The organism is Lysobacter sp. SCRH-1R, from assembly GCF_057747855.1.
In genome coordinates this window covers 816,685-834,268 of record NZ_CM173227.1, presented here as the reverse complement: position 1 = coordinate 834,268, position 17,584 = coordinate 816,685, and the positions used below count along the sequence as shown (strand labels likewise).

The window sequence follows — 17,584 nt, the reverse complement described above, 5'->3', positions numbered from 1 at the left end:
CCGCAGCGAACGCACACGCAAGATCAAAATGGGTTCCAGCGTTCGCTGGAATGACGGTGTGGTTTGGAACCGTCGACAGAGTGCCCCTGCGCCGTGAGCCTTGATCCAGGCCGTCGCCGGGATGACGTTCTTCGTGGATGCGGACCGAGGGCCCTCGGCGGAACGTCCCTAAACCCGCACGTAATCCACGAACTCGAACGCGAACGCATGCTTCGCATCCGCGTCATGCCGCTCGCGCGAAACCACGCGCCACTGCGACACGTCGAACGCCGGAAAGAACGCTTCGGCCCCTTCGACCCGGGTTTCGACATGCGTGAGAAACAGATGCGTCGCGACGGGCAGCGTCAGCGCATACACCTCACCGCCGCCGATCACGCACAGCTCGTCGGCACCGTCGGCTTCGGCGATACGCAACGCCTCGTCGACCGACGCCACCGCCTGCATCCCCTCAAACGGCACCGTCCCCGAGCGCGTCAGCACCAGGTTCCGCCGTCCCGGCAGCGCGCGCCCCAGCGACTGCGCCGTCTTGCGTCCCATCAGCACCGGCTTGCCGATCGTCAGCGCCTTGAAGCGCTTGAGATCGTCCGGGAGGCGCCACGGCAGATCGTTGTCGCGACCGATCGCGTGGTCGCGGTCGAGCGCCGCGATCAGGCTCAGCTTCATGCGCTCAGACCGCCACCGGCGCCTTGATCGCCGGCAGCGGGTCGTAATGCTCGATGGCGATGTCGTCGAAGGCGAAGCCGAAGATGTCCTTCACCTCCGGATTCAGTCGCAGCTGCGGCAGCGCGCGCGGCGTGCGCGAGAGCTGTTCGCGCGCCTGTTCGAAATGGTTGGAGTACAGGTGCGCGTCGCCCAGCGTATGCACGAAATCGCCCACGCCCAGTCCGCACACCTGCGCCACCATGTGCGTCAGCAGCGCATAGCTGGCGATGTTGAACGGCACGCCGAGGAAGATGTCGCCGCTGCGCTGGTACAACTGGCAGCTGAGCTTTCCGTTGGCGACATAGAACTGGAACATCGTGTGGCACGGCATCAGCGCCATGCGCGGAAGGTCGGCGACGTTCCAGGCGCTGACGACCAGGCGGCGCGAATCCGGATTGCGCCTGATCTCGTCGACCACCCAGCGGATCTGGTCGATCTCGATGCCGTCCGCCCCCGCCCAGCGCCGCCACTGCTTGCCGTACACGGGGCCGAGTTCGCCCTGCGCATCGGCCCATTCGTCCCAGATCGAGACCTTGTTGTCCTTCAGGTAACCGATGTTCGTGTCGCCCTGCAGGAACCACAGCAGTTCGTGCACGATCGAGCGCAGGTGCAGCTTCTTCGTGGTGACCAGCGGGAAACCTTCCGCAAGGTCGAAGCGCATCTGCCATCCGAACACGCTGCGCGTGCCGGTGCCGGTGCGGTCGGACTTGTCGCTGCCGTGTTCCAGCACGTGGCGGAGCAGGTCGAGGTACTGCTTCATCGCGATCTCTCCGGCTTACTTCACGGGCACGAACGGCTGCGGTTCCAGGGTCGGCTGGCGGCGCGACCACACGAACAGCCAGAACAGGCCCAACGCGATCAGCGGCAGGCTCAGCACCTGGCCCATCGTCAGCCAGCCGAACGCGAGATAGCCGATCTGCGCGTCGGGCACGCGGACGAATTCGACGAGGAAGCGGAAGCAGCCGTACAGCAGCGCGAACAGGCCCGACACCGCGTAACGCGGACGCGGCTTGCTGGAGAACCACCACAGCACGAGGAACATCGTCAGCCCTTCCAGCGCCGCCTGGTACAGCTGCGACGGATGGCGTGCGAACCGGTCCAGCGCGCCCGTCGCGAACTGCGCCTGCAACTGCGGCAGCGTCATGCCGGCGAATTCGGCTTCCGCGCGCGGGAAGATCACGCCCCACCCGGCCTGGGTGTACTTGCCCCAGAGTTCGCCGCCGATGTAGTTGCCCAGCCGGCCGAAGCCCAGGCCGGGCGGCACCAGCGGCGCGAGGAAATCGACGGTGTCCATCAGGTGCAGCCGGTGGCGGTGCGACCACCACCACGCCGCGGCGACCACGCCGACGAGGCCGCCATGGAAGCTCATGCCGCCTTCCCAGATGCGGAACAGCATCAGCGGATCGCGCAGCAGGTCGCCGAAGGAATAGAAGAAGACGTAGCCCAGACGGCCGCCCAGCACCACGCCGAGCATCGCGTAGAACAGCAGGTCGCCGTACGCCTGTTCGTTGACGCCCGGCAGGCGTCCGGCGCGCACGCGCATGCGGCCGAGCCACCACGCCGTGCCGAAGCCGAGCAGGTACATGATCCCGTACCAGTGCACCTGCAACGGGCCGAGGTTGAAGGCGATCGGGTCGATCTGGTGCAGGACTGTCATTCGGCGGCTCGGCTGCGGCGGCTCGGGAAGGCGTCGCCGTATTGTGCCGCAGGCAGGCGCGCGGCGGGTCGCCGTGGCGCCGGTCGGCGCGCGTCAGAGCACGTAGGGCAGATCCGGCAACTCGTTGGCGTCGTGCATGCCTTCCCCGCGCGGGAAGTGCTCGACCAGGATCGCCGTGAGCGCGGACACGCCGGCAAGCACGCCGGTTTCCGGCTCACCGGCACGCAGGCGTTCCTCGATCAGCTGGCACACACCGCGCCACTGCTCGTCGCTCACGCGGCCGACGAAGCCGCGATCGGCCACGATCTCGATCCGGTGGTCGGCCAGCAGCAGGTAGAGCAGCACGCCGTTGTTCGCCTGCGTGTCCCACACACGCAACTGGGCGAAAGCCTCGTGGGCGCGATCGCGCGCCTGCACGCCGGACAGCACCGCGCGCGGGTGCAGCGCGGGCTCGACGGCGAAGCAGATCTCGCCGGTGTGATGGCGCTCGCTTTCGGCGATCGCATCGGTGATGCGCTTGAGGCTGTCGCCCGGGAACAGGCGCTTGGCCGACGGCGCGAACAGGTGCTTGAAGAGCCTCATCGTGCGCGCCTCACCAGCTTCCGGAGGCGCCACCGCCTCCGCTCATGCCGCCACCACCGCCCCAGCCGCCTCCGCCGAAGCCGCCCCCCCCACCGCCAAAACCGCCGCCGCCCCAACCTCCCCCGCCCCAGCCGCCGAATCCGCGATCGCGCGCGTAGCGGCCGGCCGGCATCGAGGTCAGGCCGAAAAAGAAGCCGATCAGCGCGCCGATGCCGCCGACGACGATCAGCGACGACAGCAGCCAGGCGATGCCGCCCGCCGCCGCGCCGCCGATCACACCACGCACCAGCGACGGTGCGCGCCCGAAGATCCCGCGCGCGACCTGCGCCACGACGAAGGCGACGAACAGCGCGATCAGCCATCCGCCACCCTTCCTGCGTTCGGGCCGGTGGTCGGCCATCGGCGCCGGCAGCGCTTCGCCGTCGATCAGCTTGACCAGCGCCGCGGTGGCGTCGGTGATGCCACCGGCGTAATCGCCGCTGCGGAATTTCGGCACCAGGTACTCCTGGATCACGCGCGCGGAGGTCGCATCGGGAATCGCGCCTTCCAGTCCGTAGCCGACCTCGATGCGCACGCGCCGGTCGTCCTTGGCGACCACCAGCAGCACGCCGTCGTCCACGCCCTTGCGGCCGATCTTCCATTCCTCGAACGCACGCACCGCGTACTGCGCGATGTCTTCCGGTTGCGTGGTCGGCACCACCAGCACCTGCAACTGGCTGCCCTTGCGCTGCTGCAGCGCGAGCGCCTGCGCCTGGAGCTGCTGCTTCGTCGTCGCATCGAGCGTGCCGGTGGTGTCGATCACCGGCGAATCCAGCGGCGGGACCGGCGCGAGATCCTGTGCCTGCGCGATCGCGCAGAACAGCATCAGCGCAACCGACGCAAGCGCGCGACGCCATGCGGGCAGCACGCGGGCTGCGACGAAACTGCGGCGCATCGGCATCACGATCCGTCCGTCGCGCCGATCAGCCGTTCGACGGTGCCGGCTGCTGCTGCGGCGCCTGCTGCTGCGGCGGCGTCTGCGGCTGGGCCGGCGCGCTGAAATCGACCTGCGGCGCCTGCTGGATCTGCGCTTCGTTCTCGACGGTGAAGTTGGGCCGCGTCTTGTGGCCGAACATCATCGCGGTGAGGTTCACCGGGAAGCGGCGGATGGTGGTGTTGTAGTCCTGCGCCGCGCGGATGAAGCGCTGGCGCGCGACGGTGATCCGGTTCTCGGTGCCTTCCAGCTGCGCCTGCAGTTGCAGGAAGTTCTGGTCGGCCTTGAGCTGCGGGTAGTTCTCGCTGACCACCAGCAGGCGGCTGATCGCACTCTGCAGTTCGCCCTGCGCCTGCTGGAACTGCGCGAGCGAGGCCGGATCGTTGGCGTTGACGTTGATGCTGCCCACGCGCGAACGCGCTTCGGTGACCTGCGTGAGCACCTGCTGCTCGTGGCTGGCATAGCCCTTCACCGTGGCGACCAGGTTGGGGACCAGGTCGGCGCGGCGCTTGTAGTTGTTGAGCACTTCCGACCAGGCGGCGTTCACCGCCTCGTCCTTCTCCTGGATGGTGTTGTAGCCGCAGCCGCTGAGCGTGGCGACCATCATGAGCAGCACGAGCGCTTGCACCAGACGGATCATGGGGAACTCCTGGGGTGACGATTGGCGGGCATTGCAGCACCGGGAAGGTCGAGACGCAATGAGGGTCTTGGACGGCTCGTTACGAAGGCGTTACGACGGAGCAGGGTGCGGGAACGAGCGAAGAGGAACGAGACGAGGAACGGGAAACAAGGAACGCAGGCGCCAAAAACAAACGGCCTTCCGCGGGGAAGGCCGTCGTGGAAACGGACGCGGCTCTGGCCTCGCTCGTTTCTCTTTCCTATCGATTCGTTCCTCGCAACATCATTCCGGCTGCAGTCGCGCCTGCGCGCGACGCTTCGCCCACAGGTTGAGGCATTCCACCAGCGCCGAGAAACCCATCGCGCCATAGATGTAGCCCTTCGGGATGTGCAGTTCGAAACCGTCCGCCACCAGGTACACGCCGACCAGCACGATGAAGGCCAGCGCCAGCATCTTGATCGTCGGGTTGTGGTCGATGAACTGGCCCAGCGGCTTGGAGGCCAGCAGCATCACCGCGACCGCGAGCAGGATCGCCGCGACCATCACCGGCGTGTGGTTGGCCATGCCGACGGCGGCGATCACCGAGTCCAGCGAGAAGACGATGTCGATCACCGCGATCTGCGCGATCACGCCCATGAACGACGCCTTGGGCTTGGTGTGGATGTCCTCTTCCTCGGACTCGCCGATGATGAGGTCCTTGATCTCCATCGTGCCCTTCACCAGCAGGAACGCGCCGCCCAGGATCAGCACCAGGTCGCGCACCGAGATGCCCTGGCCGAACACGGTGAACAGATCGTTGGTCAGCCCAGCCAGCCAGGCCAGCGTGAGCAGCAGCGCGATACGCGTGATGCACGCCACCGCGATGCCGAACTTGCGCGCCTTCTCGCGCTGCGCATACGGCAGCTTGCTGACCGCGATCGAGATGAAGACGAGATTGTCGATGCCCAGCACGATCTCGATCGCGCTCAGCGTCACCAGGGTGATCCACACCTGCGGATCGGTCAGCATTTCCAGAATCACGTTCGATTTCCTGCCAGATTCATTTCAGCGAGTCAGAGCAACCGGGGCAGCACGATCGCGCCCCAGGTCAGCAATACGTTCATCATCACCACGAACACCGCCGCCGACCCCATGTCCTTCGCGCGGCCGGCCAGTTCGTGGAACTCCGGGCCGTAGCGTTCGATGACCGCCTCGACCGCGGAGTTGAGCAGTTCCACGCTCAGCACCAGCAGCATCGAGCCGATCAGCAGCACGCGTTCCACCGGCGTCTGCCCGAGCCACCAGCCGACCGGGGCCAGGACGACGAACAGGTATACCTCCAGCCGGAAGGAGGACTCGTGCAGCCAGGCCGCACGCAGGCCCTGCATGGACCATTGGGTGGCTTTGGCGATACGCGCGGGACCGCGCGGAAGGTGCCCGAATTCGTCGGCCATTCGTGGACTCAGGAGGCCTGCCGTGGGCGACCCGGGCCGCACGCGACGGGAGCGCGGCCGGGATTCCCGGCGGGCGCGCACACGACGAGGAGCGGATCTGCGATCGGCATGGGAGGCGGTCGTGGAAGGAAGAGGTCGCGGACGGGCCGCGGCAGGGGGCCGATTTTGCCACAAAGGCTCCGGCCCGCCGGCGTTCACGGAACGCGCCGTGCGGCGAGCCTTGCGTGTCATGCGCCGGTAGCGGGTTCTTCGCGTCCCGTTAGCGCGGGCGGGCCCATCCTGACCGACCCGCCCGGAGGTCCGCCATGTCCCGCTGCGCGCTGCTGGCCCGCCTGGAGGCGAAGCCGGGCAAGGAAGAGGAAGTCGAGCGGTTCCTGCGCGGCGCCCTGCCGCTGGCCGAAGCCGAACCGGGCACGCGGACATGGTTCGCGCTGCGCTTCGGGCCGACCTCGTTCGGCATCTACGACACCTTCGACACCGAAGCCGGCCGCCAGGCGCACCTGGACGGCCCGATCGCCGCCGCGCTCATGGAACGCGCCGGCGACCTGCTGGCCGCGCCGCCGCAGATCGACCGTGTCGATCTTCTGGCGAGCAAGCTGCCGCACTGATTCCCACCGGTTCCACCCCACCGGCGCACCACGCGCCGCCACGTGCCCATGGAGGCCGACATGAGCGTCCCCGCCACTCCCGAGGGTTACCACAGCGTCACGCCGTACCTGATCGTCGACGACGCCAGCGCCGCGCTGGACTTCTATCGCGAAGCGCTCGCGGCGGAGGAGATCTTCCGCCTGCCGATGGGCGACAAGATCGGCCATGCGGAAATCCGCATCGGCGATTCGATGCTCATGCTGTCGGACGAATGGCCCGACATGGACGCCTTCGGCCCGAAACGCCGGGGCGGCGCGACGGCGACGTTCGTGATCTACGTGCCCGACGTCGACGCGTCCTACGACCGCGCGGTGAAGGCCGGCGCGAAGGTCGACCGCCCCGTCGAGAACCAGGCTTGGGGCGACCGCATGGGCACCGTGGTCGATCCGTTCGGCCACAAGTGGAGCCTGGCGACGCACGTCGAGGACGTGTCGCCGGAGGAACTCAAGCGCCGCATGGACGAATGGATGCAGCAGCAGGCGGGGCTGACGGCCTGAGGGTTCGAGCCCCTCTCCCACCGGGAGAGGGGTTGGGTGAGGGTCGGCGAAGTGTCACGCGACCCTGTCGCGCGGAACCGCTCCCTGCGGAGGCGTCATCCGCCCTGAACGGACAAGCCCCTCACTCCCCCTCGTGAATCGCCGTTCCCCGGCTGCCATCGGGCCTGATCCAGCCGCGGAACATGCTGCCGCTGTTGAACGGCATCGCGATGTTGCCGTCGCGGTCGAGCGCGATCGCGCCACCGTCGCCGCCAGCCGCCGTGACGACTTCGTTGACCACCGCGTTCGCCGCCGTTTCCAGCGAATCGCCGCGATACGCCATGCGCGCGCAGATGTCATGCGCCACCGCATTGCGGATGTAGAACTCGCCCCAGCCCGTGCCGGAGACGCCGCAGCGTTCGTCGGCCCAGCTGCCGGCGCCGATCACCGGCGAATCGCCGACGCGGCCCCACTTCTTGTTGGTCATGCCGCCGGTGCTGGTCGCCACGGCGATGTGCCCCTGCGAATCCAGCGCGACCGCGCCGACGGTGCCGAAATACGTCGGCGCCTCCATCGTGCCGTTGTACGCCTCGCGCTTGCCCTTCGCGGCTTCGTCGCGTTGCGCCTTTTCAAGCTGCTGGCGGCGCTTGTCGGTGTCGAAATAGCTGTTGGGGACGCGCTCGATCTCGGGGTGCTCATCGGCGAACGCTTCCGCGCCGTCGCCGGCGAGCATCACGTGCGGGCTCTTCTCCATCACCGTGCGCGCGAGCCTGATGGGGTTCCTGATCGTCGTGACACCGGCGATCGCGCCGGCGCGGCGCGTGTGGCCTTCCATGATCGAGGCGTCGAGCTCGTGCCCGCCCTTGGCGTTGAAGACCGCGCCCTTGCCGGCGTTGAACTGCGGCGCGTCCTCCAGGACCACCACCGCCGCGGTCACCGCGTCCAGCGCGCTGCCGCCCCGGCTGAGCACGGCGTTGCCGGCGTCGAGCGCGCGGTTGAGGGCTTCGTGGTAGGCCTTGCGCTCTCCCGGCGTGATCGCGTTGCGCGGCACGAAGCCGGCGCCGCCGTGGATGACCAGCGCGGTCTTGCCGGTGGCTGGCGCGTCGGCCGCATGGAGGTTGAAGGACATGGCGAGCAGGACGGCGAACGGGAGCGAAAGACGCATGGACGGACCGGATGGAAACCTGGCCCGAGGATAGCGACTTTTTCTCATGCGACAGAGTCGCAGTCTGGCCAACGTTGCCGGGCCCGTCCGATGGGCGGCGGGGCCCGGGCCGGCCCGGGACATCGCAGTCCTCAAACGGCGGGATCCGCCTGAACGCCAACCCGGGTCCCCGCGCCTGCTGCACGGGGACCGCTGTCGCGTCCGCCTATTGCTGCCGCAGCGCCTCGATCGGGTCCAGCTGCGAAGCCTTCCGCGCCGGGTAATAGCCGAAGAACAGCCCGGTCATGATCGAGAACGTCGCGGCCAGCGCGATCACCTGTCCGTTCAACGCCACCGGCAGGTCGCTGAAGCGGCCGACGACCAGCGCACCGGCGACGCCGATCGCGATGCCCAGCACGCCGCCGCCGAGCGAGAGCAGCATCGCCTCGGCGAGGAACTGCCGGCGGACGTCCGACGGCCCCGCGCCGACCGCCATGCGCAGGCCGATCTCGCGGATGCGCTCGGTCACCGACACCAGCATGATGTTCATGATCCCGATGCCGCCGACGATCAGCGAGATCGTCGCCACCGCGCCCAGCAGCAGCGACATCAGGCGCGTCGTCGCGGTGCGCGTGGCGACGATCTCGGAGATGTTGCGCACGTTGAAGTCGTCTTCCTCGCCCGGCTTGATGCGATGCCGCTGGCGCAGCAGCGCCTCGACTTCGCCCTGCGCGTACGAGAGGTCCTTCGCATCGGCGACGGTCAGCGCGATCTGCATCACCGCGCCCGAGGGCAGGCCCATCGCGCCCATCAGGCGGCGGCGTCCGGTTTCCAGCGGCACCATCACCACGTCGTCCTGGTCCTGGCCGAAACCGCCCTGCCCCTTCGGCTTGAGCGTGCCCACCACGGTGAACGGCACGCGTCCCAGGCGGATCGTCTGGCCCACGCCGGAGTCGTCGCCGAACAGCGTGCGCCGCACCGTCTCGCCGATGATCACCGACTTCGCCGCGCTGGTGTAATCCTGCGCGTCGAAGCCCTGGCCGTTGTCGATGGCCCAGCCGTTGATGTCGAAGAAATCCGCCTGCACGCCCTGCCAGCTGGTGGACGCGTTGTTCTCCGCGTAGACCACCTGCGTGTTGCCGCGCAGGGCGCCGGCGACGTACTGCACTTCGGGGATCTCGTTGCGGATCGCGTCGACGTCGCTTTCGTTGAGCGTGAAGAAACTCGACGCGCTCATGCGCCCGCCGCCGCCCGGACCGCGTCGCGAACCCGGGCTGATGTCCAGCCGCTGCGAGCCCAGTCCGGAGACCATCTTGTCGATCTCCTGCTGCGTGCCCTGGCCGACGGAGACCATCACGATCACCGCCGCGATGCCGATGATCACGCCCAGCGACGTCAGCGCGCTGCGCATCCAGTTGCCGCGCAGGGCGTAGATGGCGGTTCTCAGGATGTCGGAGAAGTTCATGGCGCGCTTCCTTCGGGAACCGGCTCTTCGGCGTGCAACTCCCCATCGCGCATCACATACACCCGGTCCGCATGCGCCGCGACCTCCGCGTCGTGCGTGATCAGCACCACGGTGTGGTCGTCGTCGCGCAGGCGCTTGAACAGCGCGAGGATTTCCTCGCCCGTCCTGCTGTCGAGCGCGCCGGTGGGTTCGTCGGCGAGCAGGATCGGGGGACGGTTGATCAGTGCGCGGGCGATCGCCACGCGCTGCTGCTGGCCGCCGGAAAGTTCGCTGGGCTTGTGGCCGACGCGTTCGCCCAGGCCGACCGACACCAGCGCTTCGCGCGCGCGCTCCAGGCGTTCGTGCGGCGGCACGCGCGCGTAGCCGAGCGGCATCGCCACGTTGTCCAGCGCGCTCATGCGCGGCAGCAGGTTGAACCCCTGGAAAACGAAGCCGATCTTGTCCCGGCGCAGCGCCGCCAGCTCTTCCGCATCGAGCGTGGAGACGTCCACGCCGTCGCATTCGTAGGTGCCGGCGGTGGGCGTGTCGAGGCAGCCGATGAGGTTCATGAGCGTGGATTTGCCCGAGCCCGACGGCCCCATGATCGCGACGAACTCGCCGCGATCGATGCGCAGGTTCACGCCGCGCAACGCCTGCACTTCGGCTTCGGTGTGCGCGGCGTAGGTCTTGCTGAGCGCGCGGGTGAGGATCACCGGCACGTCTGCGCCGTCGCGTACGGCGGCGTTCAAGGGCGCGCTCATTCGCGCGCTACCTTGCTCGTTCGAGGGCGCGCTCATTCGCGCGCGACCTTGCTCGTTCGAGGGCGCGCTCATTCGCGCGCCCTTTCGCCGGTCACGATCGCGTCGCCGGCCTTGAGGCCGCCGCCGGAGATTTCCGTGTCGGTGCCGTCGCTCGCGCCCAGGCGCACCATCACCGCCTGCGGCTGGCCGTCGACGAGCTTGTAGAGCGGCACGCGCTTGGCGTTGACCAGGTTCGACAGCGCGGCATCCCACTGCTTCTTCCGCGCATCGTCGAGCGTCGCGCGGAAGGCGGCGAAGTCTTCCTTGAAGCGGTCGGCCATGCGCTGGCGCACCTGCGCCTGCACGTTGCCGGCGCCGGGTCCGCCGATCATCACAGGCCCGCCCGGGCCACCGCGACCGCCGCCGAACAAGCCGTTGCCGCCCTGCTGCGTCGCCTGCGCCTGGCGCGCGGCCTGGCGCGCGCGCACGGCTTCGACGGCGGTGTCGAACGCCGCCTGCTGGTCGGCGTTCAACTTCATCGAAGCGGCCGTGCGAGAGAGATCGTCGAGCATGCCCGTGCCACCGCGCGGGCCACCCGCCTGCGGCGCGGCGACCGCGTTCTGCCCGGCGTCGGCCGGCTTGAAGCGCAGCGCGGCGTTGGACACCTTCAGCACGTCGTCGCGCTTGCTGACTTCGATTTCCGCGTTGACGGTCAGGCCCGGCAGCAGCGTGCCGTCGCTGTTGTCGACGGTGACGACGACGGGATAGGTCACGACATTGTTCGTGGTGGTCGCCGACAGGCGCACCTGCTCGACCGTGCCGCGGAACTGGCGATCCGGGAACGCATCGACGGTGAACGACACGTTCTGCCCGGTGCGGACCTGGCCGATGTCGGCTTCGTCCACGGCCAGTTCGATCTTCATCTTCGCCAGGTCCTCGGCGATGGTGAACAGCTCCGGCGCCTGCAGGCTCGCGGCCACGGTCTGGCCGGGCTCGATGCTGCGCGTGAGCACCACGCCGTCCACCGGCGAGCGGATCACGGTGCGCTCCAGGTTCACCTGCGTGGTCTGCGTGGATGCGGTCTGCTGGCGGATCGACGCCTGCGCCGCGTTGACCTGCGCGCGCGCCTGGTCGAGCGCGGCCTTGGCGAGATCGACGTCGCTGCGCGCGACCAGCTGGCGCGCGCCGAGGTCGGCCTTGCGCCTGTAATCGAGCTCGGCGTTGAGCAGCGTCGCCTGCGCCTGGTTGAGCGACGCGCGTGCGCTGGCGATCTGCGCGTTGCCCTGCGCGATCTGCGCCTCGTAGGTCTTCGGGTCGATGCGCGCGATGACCTGTCCCTTGCTCACCTGGTCGTTGAAGTCGACCAGCACGTCGGTGACCTGGCCGGAAATCTGGCTGCCGACGGTGACGGTGGAAATCGCGCTGAGCGTGCCGGTGGAGGAGATCGCCACGCGGATGTCGCCGCGCTCCACGGGCACGGTGCGGAACGCGCCCTCGGCCGCTTCCGCGCCGCGCTTGCGATAGAAGTACGCGCCGCCCGCGACCAGGGCGAGCACCACCGCGGCGACGATGCCGTGGCGGATCCAGGGCGTGGGCTTGCGGGCATTGCGGGTCGGGCGGGCTGCGCTCATGGGGCTCTATTCAGGAGGTATGCCGGCGCGAACGCGCCAGCGGCGTGTGCGTTGACAGTGGGCGGAGGGAATCGTTCAGCCGATTCTCCCTCCCCTGCGTGCACGGGTGAGGAGGGACGCTTGCGCACCACTGGCGCGTGTCCCGGCGAACGGGCCAGCCCCGATGGCCGCGGGGTTGCGGAGGCCGCGACAGCGGCGGGATTCCCGCGCGGAGGTTCGGCGCTAGCGCCGCTTACCCCTGCAAGCAGGGGGACGAGCAGACGCCGGGGGAGAGGAACGGACTCATCGCCCGAACCGGATCACCGCCGTCGTCCCCTGCCCCGGCGCACTCGCCAGGCTCACCGGCCAGCCGAAGCGCTCGCCGAGCCGGCGCACGATCGACAGGCCCATGCCCTTGCCGTCGCTGTCGGCCGAATCGGCGCGGAAGAACGGATCGAACGCCTTGGCCAGGATTTCCGGCGACATGCCGATGCCGCTGTCGCGGATCACCACGCGATCGGGCATCAGGCGCACCTCGATCTCGCCCGATTCGGTAAACCGCGCCGCGTTCCCCAGCAGGTTGCCGACCATCACCCGCAGCACGTGCGGCGGCGCGACCAGTCGCGGCGCGCCTTCGTCGTGCAGGCTCACGGTGACCGGGCGGTCGCCGAGCAGCGGGCGGATGCGTTCGACCTCGGCGGTGACGATCTCGCGCACCTCGAATTCCTCGCTCTGCGGCGCCACGTCGGCTTCGCGGGCGAGGATCAGGAACGCCTCGATCACTGCCTCCATGTCGCGCCCGGCCTGCTGGATGCGCGACAGCGAACGCCGCGTGCGCGGGCTGTTCTCGGTGTCGGCGAGCATCAGGTCGGTGGCGACGCGGATCACCGTGAGCGGCGTGCGCAGTTCGTGGCTGGCGTCGCGGGTGAAGTTGCGTTCGCGCTGGACGAAATCGCCGACGCGCTGCGACAGCCCGGTGAGCGCGCGCGAGAGCTTGCGCACTTCGTCGCCCGCTTCCGGCGGCAGGTGCGCGGAGGCGATCGCGCTCGCATCGGGATCGCGCGGGTCCCAGTGCGCGACCTGGTTCGCCAGCCAGCTCACCGGCGAAACCAGGCGCTTGGACGTGCGATACGTCATCCAGATCAGCACGCCGCTGGTGACCAGCGAAAGCAACAGCGACACCAGTCCAGTCAGCAGCACCGACTGGTCGGCGAGCCACGCGGAGAACACGATGTACAGCGTGCCCTGCTCGCGGCGATCGACGTACACCAGCCGCCCGCTGTCGCGCAGGCGCTGCACGCCGTTGCCGGTCACCGCGCGCAGTTCGGCCGGCAACGCCGGCTGCAGGTTGCCGGGAATGACCAGGTAGCTCGTCATCGTCGAACTGCCCGGCAAGCGATGCGAAGGATCTTCCGCGTACGCCTGCCAGAACGCCTGCGCTTCCTGCGCGACCCGCTGTTCCACGACCTTCTGGCGCACGATGATCCCGGTGAGCAGGATGCCCACCGTGATCACGATGCTGCCGATCAACGCCTGCGTGATGAACGCGAGTTTGATCCTGCGCGGTAGTCCGTGCGCCATGAGTCGCGACTATTCAGGCGGCTGGGATATGTCCGCCACGCGATAGCCCGCGCTCTGCACGGTATGCAGCAGCTGCTTGTCGAACGGCTTGTCGATGGTCTTGCGCAGGTTGTAGAGATGGCTGCGCAAGGTATCCGAATCGGGCAGGCCGTTACCCCAGATCTCGCGTTCGATCTCCTGGCGGCTCACCACGCGCGGCGATTCGCGCATGAGGATGGTCAGCAGGCGAAGCCCGATCGGCGAAAGCTGCAGCTCGCTTCCGCCGCGCGTCACGCGCAGGCTGGCGGGATCGAGGACCAGGTCGGCGACCTTCAGCACCTCGCCCCCGACCTGCCGGCGTTCGCGGCGGATCAACGCGCGCAGGCGCGCTTCCAGCTCCTGGATCGCGAAGGGCTTGGTCAGGTAGTCGTCGGCCCCGGCGCCCAGGCCGGTGAGCTTCTCGTCCAGCGTGTCGCGCGCGGTGAGCATGAGCACCGGCGTCGACTTGCGCGCTTCCTCGCGCAGTTTCTTGCACAGCTCCACGCCGTCCATGCGCGGGAGCATCAGGTCCAGCACGATGACGTCGTAATTGTTTTCCGTGGCCAGGCGATAACCGTCGAGGCCGTCGCTGGCATAGTCCACCTCGAAGCCGCGACCTTCGAGATACTCGCCTACCATCTCCGAGATGTTGCGGTTGTCCTCGACAATGAGGACCAGGCCGCCATCCCTTGTTCCGGTACCCTGCATGCAAACCTCCCGACGCTTCAGCTTTGTGAAGGCTGCCGGGGCGCGGGTGGAGGGACCGTGAAGGCCCACCACGAAAACTGAACCAGCCCCAGCGAATCCTGCCCATGCCCCTGGAACGCATCCTCCCCATCGCCCTGCTGCTGGGCTCGAACGTCTTCATGACCTTCGCCTGGTACGGCCACCTGAAGTACAAGTCCGCGCCGCTCATGATGGCGATCCTTGCCAGCTGGGGCATCGCGTTCTTCGAATACTGCCTGATGGTCCCGGCCAACCGGATGGGCAGCGCAGTCTACTCCGCGCCCCAGCTCAAGGGCCTTCAGGAAGTCATCACGCTGCTGGTCTTCGCCGCCTTCTCGGCGTGGTACCTGGACCAGCCGCTGAAGTGGAACCACTGGGCGGGATTCGCGCTGATCGCGGTGGCCGCCTGGTTGATCTTCCTGGAGTGAGGGGTTTGGAGCAGGGGCGGGAAGCGGGCAAAGCGGCGCTTCCCACTTCTCGTTCCTGGTTCCTCGCCCCTCCCCTAGAACCGGATCTTCCCCGTCACGATGTCCTTGAACATCACCCAGTCGCCGAGGAACGAATAGAACGGGTGCTTGAACGTCGCCGGCCGGTTCTTCTCGAAGAAGAAATGCCCGACCCATGCGAAGCCGTAGCCGCACACCAGCGCCGCGAGCAACCACCACGCATTGGCACGCACGATCGCCAGCGCGACCAGCGCCAGCACGCCGCAGCTGCCGATGAAATGCAGCCGTCGGCTGGTGCGGTGGCGGTGTTCGCTCAGGTAGAACGGATAGAACTCGCGGAAGCTGGCGAAGCGCGACATGTCGTCCTCCGATGCCGGGCGCTCAGGCCTTCTCGGCGGCCTTCGCGCGATCCCAGAGGCGATCCTGCGCTTCCAGCGGAAGGCCGGCAAGCGATGTGCCGTCGGCCTGCGCCAGCGCCTCCATCGCACGGAAGCGGCGTTCGAACTTGAGGTTGGCGCGCCGCATCGCCGCGCCCACGTCGACCTGCGCATGCCGCGCGAGGTTGGCGCAGACGAACAGCACGTCGCCGATCTCGTCCTCCAGCCGGTCGCGCGCGGCGGCATCGTCCGGATTGGCGTCGAGCGCGGCGAATTCGGCGCGCACCTCGTCGATTTCCTCGTGCAGCTTGGCGAACACCGGCGTCACGTCCGGCCAGTCGAAGCCCACGCGCGCGGCGCGCTTCTGCAGCTTCACGGCGCGCTGCCATTCGGGCAGGCCGCGCGCGATGCCGGCCAGCGCGGAGGTGTCCGCGTGCCCGCCCGCTTCGCGTTCGCGACGCTTGGTTTCTTCCCACGCGACGGTCTGCGCCTGTGCATCGTCCACCGATGCATCGCCGAACACGTGCGGATGCCGGCGCACCATCTTGTCGCAGATCGCCGCGACGACATCGCCGAACGCGAACGCCCCCTGCTCCGACGCCATCTGTGCATGGAAGACGACCTGCAGCAGCAGATCGCCGAGTTCGTCCTTCAGGTCCGCCAGATCGCCGCGATCGATCGCATCGGCGACTTCGTACGCTTCCTCGATCGTGTACGGCGCGATGGTCGCGAAGTCCTGTTCCAGATCCCACGGGCAACCGCCCTTCGGATCGCGCAGGCGGGCCATGATGTCGAGCAGGCGGTGGATGTCACTGGACTTGCGCATGTTCTCGTTCCAAAGACGATTCCTGATGATCGTCATCCCGGAAGGCCGGAATCCAGGCGGTCACGTTCCCGAAAGAAAGGCACCGCAAGAACCTGCCGCCCGTGCGTGGATCCCGGCCTTCGCCGGGATGACGGCTCTGTAGCTGCGCGCTACGCGCGATCGCCCATCCATTCCCGCCACGGCAATTCCACATCGCCGAGCGCGATGAAATCGCCGTTGAGGATGCGTTCGCGCTGGTTGTAACGGAACGGTCGTCCCTGCGGATCGAACACCGCGCCGCCCGCGCCTTCCAGCACGCACTGGCCCGCGGCGGTGTCCCATTCGCTGGTCGGGCCGAAGCGCGGATACACGTCGAGCGTGCCCTCGGCGAGCTTGCAGAACTTCAGCGACGAACCGAGTCCGACCGGTTCGGTCTCGCCCATGCGATCGATGAACGCCTGCGTGCGGCCGTCGCGATGCGAACGGCTCGCCGCCACGCGCAGCGGCGCCGTCGCCGGCCTGCGCACGTGCAGCGGCAGGTCGCGCGAGCCTTCGCGGCGGAACGCGCCCAGCGCCGCACCGCCGTGCCACAGCTCGCCGGTCACCGGCGCCTGCACGATGCCCCACACGGCAACGCCGTCCTCGATCAGCGCGATGTTCACGGTGAATTCGCCGTTGCGCTTGACGAACTCGCGCGTGCCGTCGAGTGGGTCGACGATCCACAACCGCGTCCATTGGCGACGCATCGCCGTCGGCACTTCGTGCGCGGATTCCTCCGAAAGCACCGGAATATCGGGCGTGATCCGCGCCAGTGCATCGACGATGCAGCGATGCGCGGCAAGGTCGGCGGCGGTGAGCGGCGAATCGTCGTCCTTGTGCTGCACGGCGAATTCGCTGTCGTAGATGCCCAGGATCGCGCTGGCGGCATCGAACGCCACGGCGATCACCGCCTCGCGCATCGCGGCATCGGGAAGTGCGGACGGGTTCGTCATCGGGAGTGCGTCCTCAGCCATTCGCGGGCGATGAACAGTGCGGCGATGCTGCGGCCTTCGGAGAAATCCTCGCGCAGGATCAGCTCGTGCAGCGCGTCGAGCTTCCACGGCACCACTTCCAGTTCCTCCGGCTCGTCGCCGGGCAGGCGCTCGGGATACAGGTCGCGCGCGATCACCAGGTGCGCCTGGTGGCTCATGTAGGTCGGCGCGAGCGTGAGCGCGCGCAGCACCTGCACGTCGCGCGCGCCGTAGCCGGCTTCTTCCTTCAGTTCGCGGTCGGCCGCCTGCTCCGGCGTCTCGCCCGCGTCGATGCGGCCCTTCACCAGCCCGAGTTCGTACCGGTGCACGCCCGCCGCGTACTCGCGCACGAGCAGCACGGTGTCCTGGTCGATCATCGGCACCACCACGACCGCGCCGTGCCCGCGCCCGTGCAGGCGCTCGTAGTGGCGGCGCTCGCCGTTGGCGAACTCCAGGTCCAGGCGCTCGAGCCGGTACGGGCCGGCGTCGTGTTCGGTGATGCGGTGGATGGTGGGCAGGCGACGCGACATGCGGGCTCCAGACATGCGCCATCCGAAACGGCGCGAACGCGGGCGTGGAAGGTCCCGGCCCGG

The 17,584-nt window shown here is 68.4% G+C and carries 21 protein-coding genes; 3 read left to right on the top strand and 18 right to left on the bottom strand.

The genetic code is table 11. From position 1 onward, the window contains the following. Positions 1-168: 168 nt before the first annotated feature. The 8 genes from AC3ANK_RS03780 to AC3ANK_RS03745 form a co-directional block, all read right to left on the bottom strand. Positions 169-663 carry a dihydrofolate reductase gene (locus AC3ANK_RS03780; protein WP_484172162.1) on the bottom strand — a complete coding sequence of 165 codons (495 nt, stop codon included), beginning with the start codon at positions 661-663 and terminating at the stop codon, positions 169-171. A 4-nt stretch (positions 664-667) separates the two neighbouring features. Beyond that, positions 668-1,462 (bottom strand): thymidylate synthase, encoded by a 795-nt coding sequence (locus tag AC3ANK_RS03775; protein ID WP_484172161.1) that lies wholly within the window; start codon positions 1,460-1,462, stop codon positions 668-670. Between the two features lie 15 nt (positions 1,463-1,477). Beyond that, positions 1,478-2,359, bottom strand: a complete 882-nt coding sequence (gene lgt / locus AC3ANK_RS03770; protein ID WP_206859905.1) for a prolipoprotein diacylglyceryl transferase — start codon at positions 2,357-2,359, stop codon at positions 1,478-1,480. A 93-nt stretch (positions 2,360-2,452) separates the two neighbouring features. Beyond that, positions 2,453-2,941, bottom strand: coding sequence for a TPM domain-containing protein (locus AC3ANK_RS03765; protein ID WP_484172160.1), 489 nt, complete (start codon positions 2,939-2,941; stop codon positions 2,453-2,455). Between the two features lie 10 nt (positions 2,942-2,951). Next, on the bottom strand, positions 2,952-3,875 hold the full coding sequence (locus AC3ANK_RS03760; protein WP_206859907.1) for a TPM domain-containing protein: 924 nt from the start codon (positions 3,873-3,875) through the stop codon (positions 2,952-2,954). A 28-nt stretch (positions 3,876-3,903) separates the two neighbouring features. Further along, on the bottom strand, positions 3,904-4,554 hold the full coding sequence (locus AC3ANK_RS03755; RefSeq protein WP_484172159.1) for a LemA family protein: 651 nt from the start codon (positions 4,552-4,554) through the stop codon (positions 3,904-3,906). A 261-nt stretch (positions 4,555-4,815) separates the two neighbouring features. After that, entirely contained in the window at positions 4,816-5,553 is a 738-nt protein-coding gene (locus tag AC3ANK_RS03750; protein WP_206859909.1) for a TerC family protein, read from the bottom strand. Between the two features lie 32 nt (positions 5,554-5,585). Then, a complete protein-coding gene (locus AC3ANK_RS03745; protein ID WP_206859910.1) occupies positions 5,586-5,966 on the bottom strand; it encodes a diacylglycerol kinase in 381 nt (126 codons plus the stop codon). A gap of 305 nt (positions 5,967-6,271) precedes the next feature. On the opposite strand from AC3ANK_RS03745, the gene AC3ANK_RS03740 reads away from it, so the two are divergent. Both AC3ANK_RS03740 and AC3ANK_RS03735 read left to right on the top strand, forming a co-directional pair. Then, entirely contained in the window at positions 6,272-6,574 is a 303-nt protein-coding gene (locus AC3ANK_RS03740) for a putative quinol monooxygenase (RefSeq protein WP_206859911.1), read from the top strand. Positions 6,575-6,634: 60 nt separating this feature from the next. After that, on the top strand, positions 6,635-7,111 hold the full coding sequence (locus AC3ANK_RS03735) for a VOC family protein (protein WP_484172158.1): 477 nt from the start codon (positions 6,635-6,637) through the stop codon (positions 7,109-7,111). Positions 7,112-7,232: 121 nt separating this feature from the next. On the opposite strand, the gene AC3ANK_RS03730 is transcribed toward AC3ANK_RS03735, so the two are convergent. From AC3ANK_RS03730 to AC3ANK_RS03705, 6 genes are all read right to left on the bottom strand, one after another. Beyond that, a complete protein-coding gene (locus AC3ANK_RS03730) occupies positions 7,233-8,255 on the bottom strand; it encodes an isoaspartyl peptidase/L-asparaginase family protein (protein ID WP_484172157.1) in 1,023 nt (340 codons plus the stop codon). A 205-nt stretch (positions 8,256-8,460) separates the two neighbouring features. After that, on the bottom strand, positions 8,461-9,699 hold the full coding sequence (locus AC3ANK_RS03725) for an ABC transporter permease (protein WP_206859914.1): 1,239 nt from the start codon (positions 9,697-9,699) through the stop codon (positions 8,461-8,463). Further along, positions 9,696-10,439 carry an ABC transporter ATP-binding protein gene (locus AC3ANK_RS03720; protein ID WP_206859915.1) on the bottom strand — a complete coding sequence of 248 codons (744 nt, stop codon included), beginning with the start codon at positions 10,437-10,439 and terminating at the stop codon, positions 9,696-9,698. The genes AC3ANK_RS03725 and AC3ANK_RS03720 overlap by 4 nt, the downstream gene beginning before the upstream one ends. Before the next feature lie 68 nt (positions 10,440-10,507). After that, complete coding sequence (locus AC3ANK_RS03715) at positions 10,508-12,049, bottom strand: efflux RND transporter periplasmic adaptor subunit (protein ID WP_484172156.1); 1,542 nt, start codon at positions 12,047-12,049, stop codon at positions 10,508-10,510. A gap of 282 nt (positions 12,050-12,331) precedes the next feature. Continuing rightward, positions 12,332-13,609 (bottom strand): sensor histidine kinase, encoded by a 1,278-nt coding sequence (locus AC3ANK_RS03710; protein ID WP_206859917.1) that lies wholly within the window; start codon positions 13,607-13,609, stop codon positions 12,332-12,334. A gap of 9 nt (positions 13,610-13,618) precedes the next feature. Next, on the bottom strand, positions 13,619-14,335 hold the full coding sequence (locus AC3ANK_RS03705; protein ID WP_115843669.1) for a response regulator transcription factor: 717 nt from the start codon (positions 14,333-14,335) through the stop codon (positions 13,619-13,621). Between the two features lie 104 nt (positions 14,336-14,439). On the opposite strand from AC3ANK_RS03705, the gene AC3ANK_RS03700 reads away from it, so the two are divergent. Continuing rightward, positions 14,440-14,781, top strand: a complete 342-nt coding sequence (locus AC3ANK_RS03700) for a DMT family protein (RefSeq protein ID WP_206859918.1) — start codon at positions 14,440-14,442, stop codon at positions 14,779-14,781. A 74-nt stretch (positions 14,782-14,855) separates the two neighbouring features. On the opposite strand, the gene AC3ANK_RS03695 is transcribed toward AC3ANK_RS03700, so the two are convergent. The 4 genes from AC3ANK_RS03695 to nudE all read right to left on the bottom strand — a co-directional run bounded on the left by AC3ANK_RS03695 (position 14,856) and on the right by nudE (position 17,521). After that, a complete protein-coding gene (locus AC3ANK_RS03695) occupies positions 14,856-15,158 on the bottom strand; it encodes an Mpo1-like protein (protein ID WP_206859919.1) in 303 nt (100 codons plus the stop codon). Positions 15,159-15,180: 22 nt separating this feature from the next. After that, positions 15,181-16,002 carry a nucleoside triphosphate pyrophosphohydrolase gene (gene mazG / locus AC3ANK_RS03690; protein ID WP_484172155.1) on the bottom strand — a complete coding sequence of 274 codons (822 nt, stop codon included), beginning with the start codon at positions 16,000-16,002 and terminating at the stop codon, positions 15,181-15,183. Positions 16,003-16,151: 149 nt separating this feature from the next. Then, positions 16,152-16,973 carry a 3'(2'),5'-bisphosphate nucleotidase CysQ gene (gene cysQ / locus AC3ANK_RS03685; RefSeq protein WP_484172154.1) on the bottom strand — a complete coding sequence of 274 codons (822 nt, stop codon included), beginning with the start codon at positions 16,971-16,973 and terminating at the stop codon, positions 16,152-16,154. After that, positions 16,970-17,521 (bottom strand): ADP compounds hydrolase NudE, encoded by a 552-nt coding sequence (nudE, locus tag AC3ANK_RS03680; RefSeq protein WP_206859922.1) that lies wholly within the window; start codon positions 17,519-17,521, stop codon positions 16,970-16,972. Before nudE ends, cysQ begins: the two co-directional genes overlap by 4 nt. Between the last annotated feature and the right edge of the window lie 63 nt (positions 17,522-17,584).

Bases quoted from the DNA above. Each gene is read 5' to 3' on its own strand.
- AC3ANK_RS03780 (WP_484172162.1), bottom strand. From the start codon at position 663: ATGAAGCTGAGCCTGATCGCGGCGCTCGACCGCGACCACGCGATCGGT.
- AC3ANK_RS03775 (WP_484172161.1), bottom strand. From the start codon at position 1,462: ATGAAGCAGTACCTCGACCTGCTCCGCCACGTGCTGGAACACGGCAGC.
- lgt (WP_206859905.1), bottom strand. From the start codon at position 2,359: ATGACAGTCCTGCACCAGATCGACCCGATCGCCTTCAACCTCGGCCCG.
- AC3ANK_RS03765 (WP_484172160.1), bottom strand. From the start codon at position 2,941: ATGAGGCTCTTCAAGCACCTGTTCGCGCCGTCGGCCAAGCGCCTGTTC.
- AC3ANK_RS03760 (WP_206859907.1), bottom strand. From the start codon at position 3,875: ATGCGCCGCAGTTTCGTCGCAGCCCGCGTGCTGCCCGCATGGCGTCGC.
- AC3ANK_RS03755 (WP_484172159.1), bottom strand. From the start codon at position 4,554: ATGATCCGTCTGGTGCAAGCGCTCGTGCTGCTCATGATGGTCGCCACG.
- AC3ANK_RS03745 (WP_206859910.1), bottom strand. From the start codon at position 5,966: ATGGCCGACGAATTCGGGCACCTTCCGCGCGGTCCCGCGCGTATCGCC.
- AC3ANK_RS03740 (WP_206859911.1), top strand. From the start codon at position 6,272: ATGTCCCGCTGCGCGCTGCTGGCCCGCCTGGAGGCGAAGCCGGGCAAG.
- AC3ANK_RS03735 (WP_484172158.1), top strand. From the start codon at position 6,635: ATGAGCGTCCCCGCCACTCCCGAGGGTTACCACAGCGTCACGCCGTAC.
- AC3ANK_RS03730 (WP_484172157.1), bottom strand. From the start codon at position 8,255: ATGCGTCTTTCGCTCCCGTTCGCCGTCCTGCTCGCCATGTCCTTCAAC.
- AC3ANK_RS03725 (WP_206859914.1), bottom strand. From the start codon at position 9,699: ATGAACTTCTCCGACATCCTGAGAACCGCCATCTACGCCCTGCGCGGC.
- AC3ANK_RS03720 (WP_206859915.1), bottom strand. From the start codon at position 10,439: ATGAGCGCGCCCTTGAACGCCGCCGTACGCGACGGCGCAGACGTGCCG.
- AC3ANK_RS03715 (WP_484172156.1), bottom strand. From the start codon at position 12,049: ATGAGCGCAGCCCGCCCGACCCGCAATGCCCGCAAGCCCACGCCCTGG.
- AC3ANK_RS03710 (WP_206859917.1), bottom strand. From the start codon at position 13,609: ATGGCGCACGGACTACCGCGCAGGATCAAACTCGCGTTCATCACGCAG.
- AC3ANK_RS03705 (WP_115843669.1), bottom strand. From the start codon at position 14,335: ATGCAGGGTACCGGAACAAGGGATGGCGGCCTGGTCCTCATTGTCGAG.
- AC3ANK_RS03700 (WP_206859918.1), top strand. From the start codon at position 14,440: ATGCCCCTGGAACGCATCCTCCCCATCGCCCTGCTGCTGGGCTCGAAC.
- AC3ANK_RS03695 (WP_206859919.1), bottom strand. From the start codon at position 15,158: ATGTCGCGCTTCGCCAGCTTCCGCGAGTTCTATCCGTTCTACCTGAGC.
- mazG (WP_484172155.1), bottom strand. From the start codon at position 16,002: ATGCGCAAGTCCAGTGACATCCACCGCCTGCTCGACATCATGGCCCGC.
- cysQ (WP_484172154.1), bottom strand. From the start codon at position 16,973: ATGACGAACCCGTCCGCACTTCCCGATGCCGCGATGCGCGAGGCGGTG.
- nudE (WP_206859922.1), bottom strand. From the start codon at position 17,521: ATGTCGCGTCGCCTGCCCACCATCCACCGCATCACCGAACACGACGCC.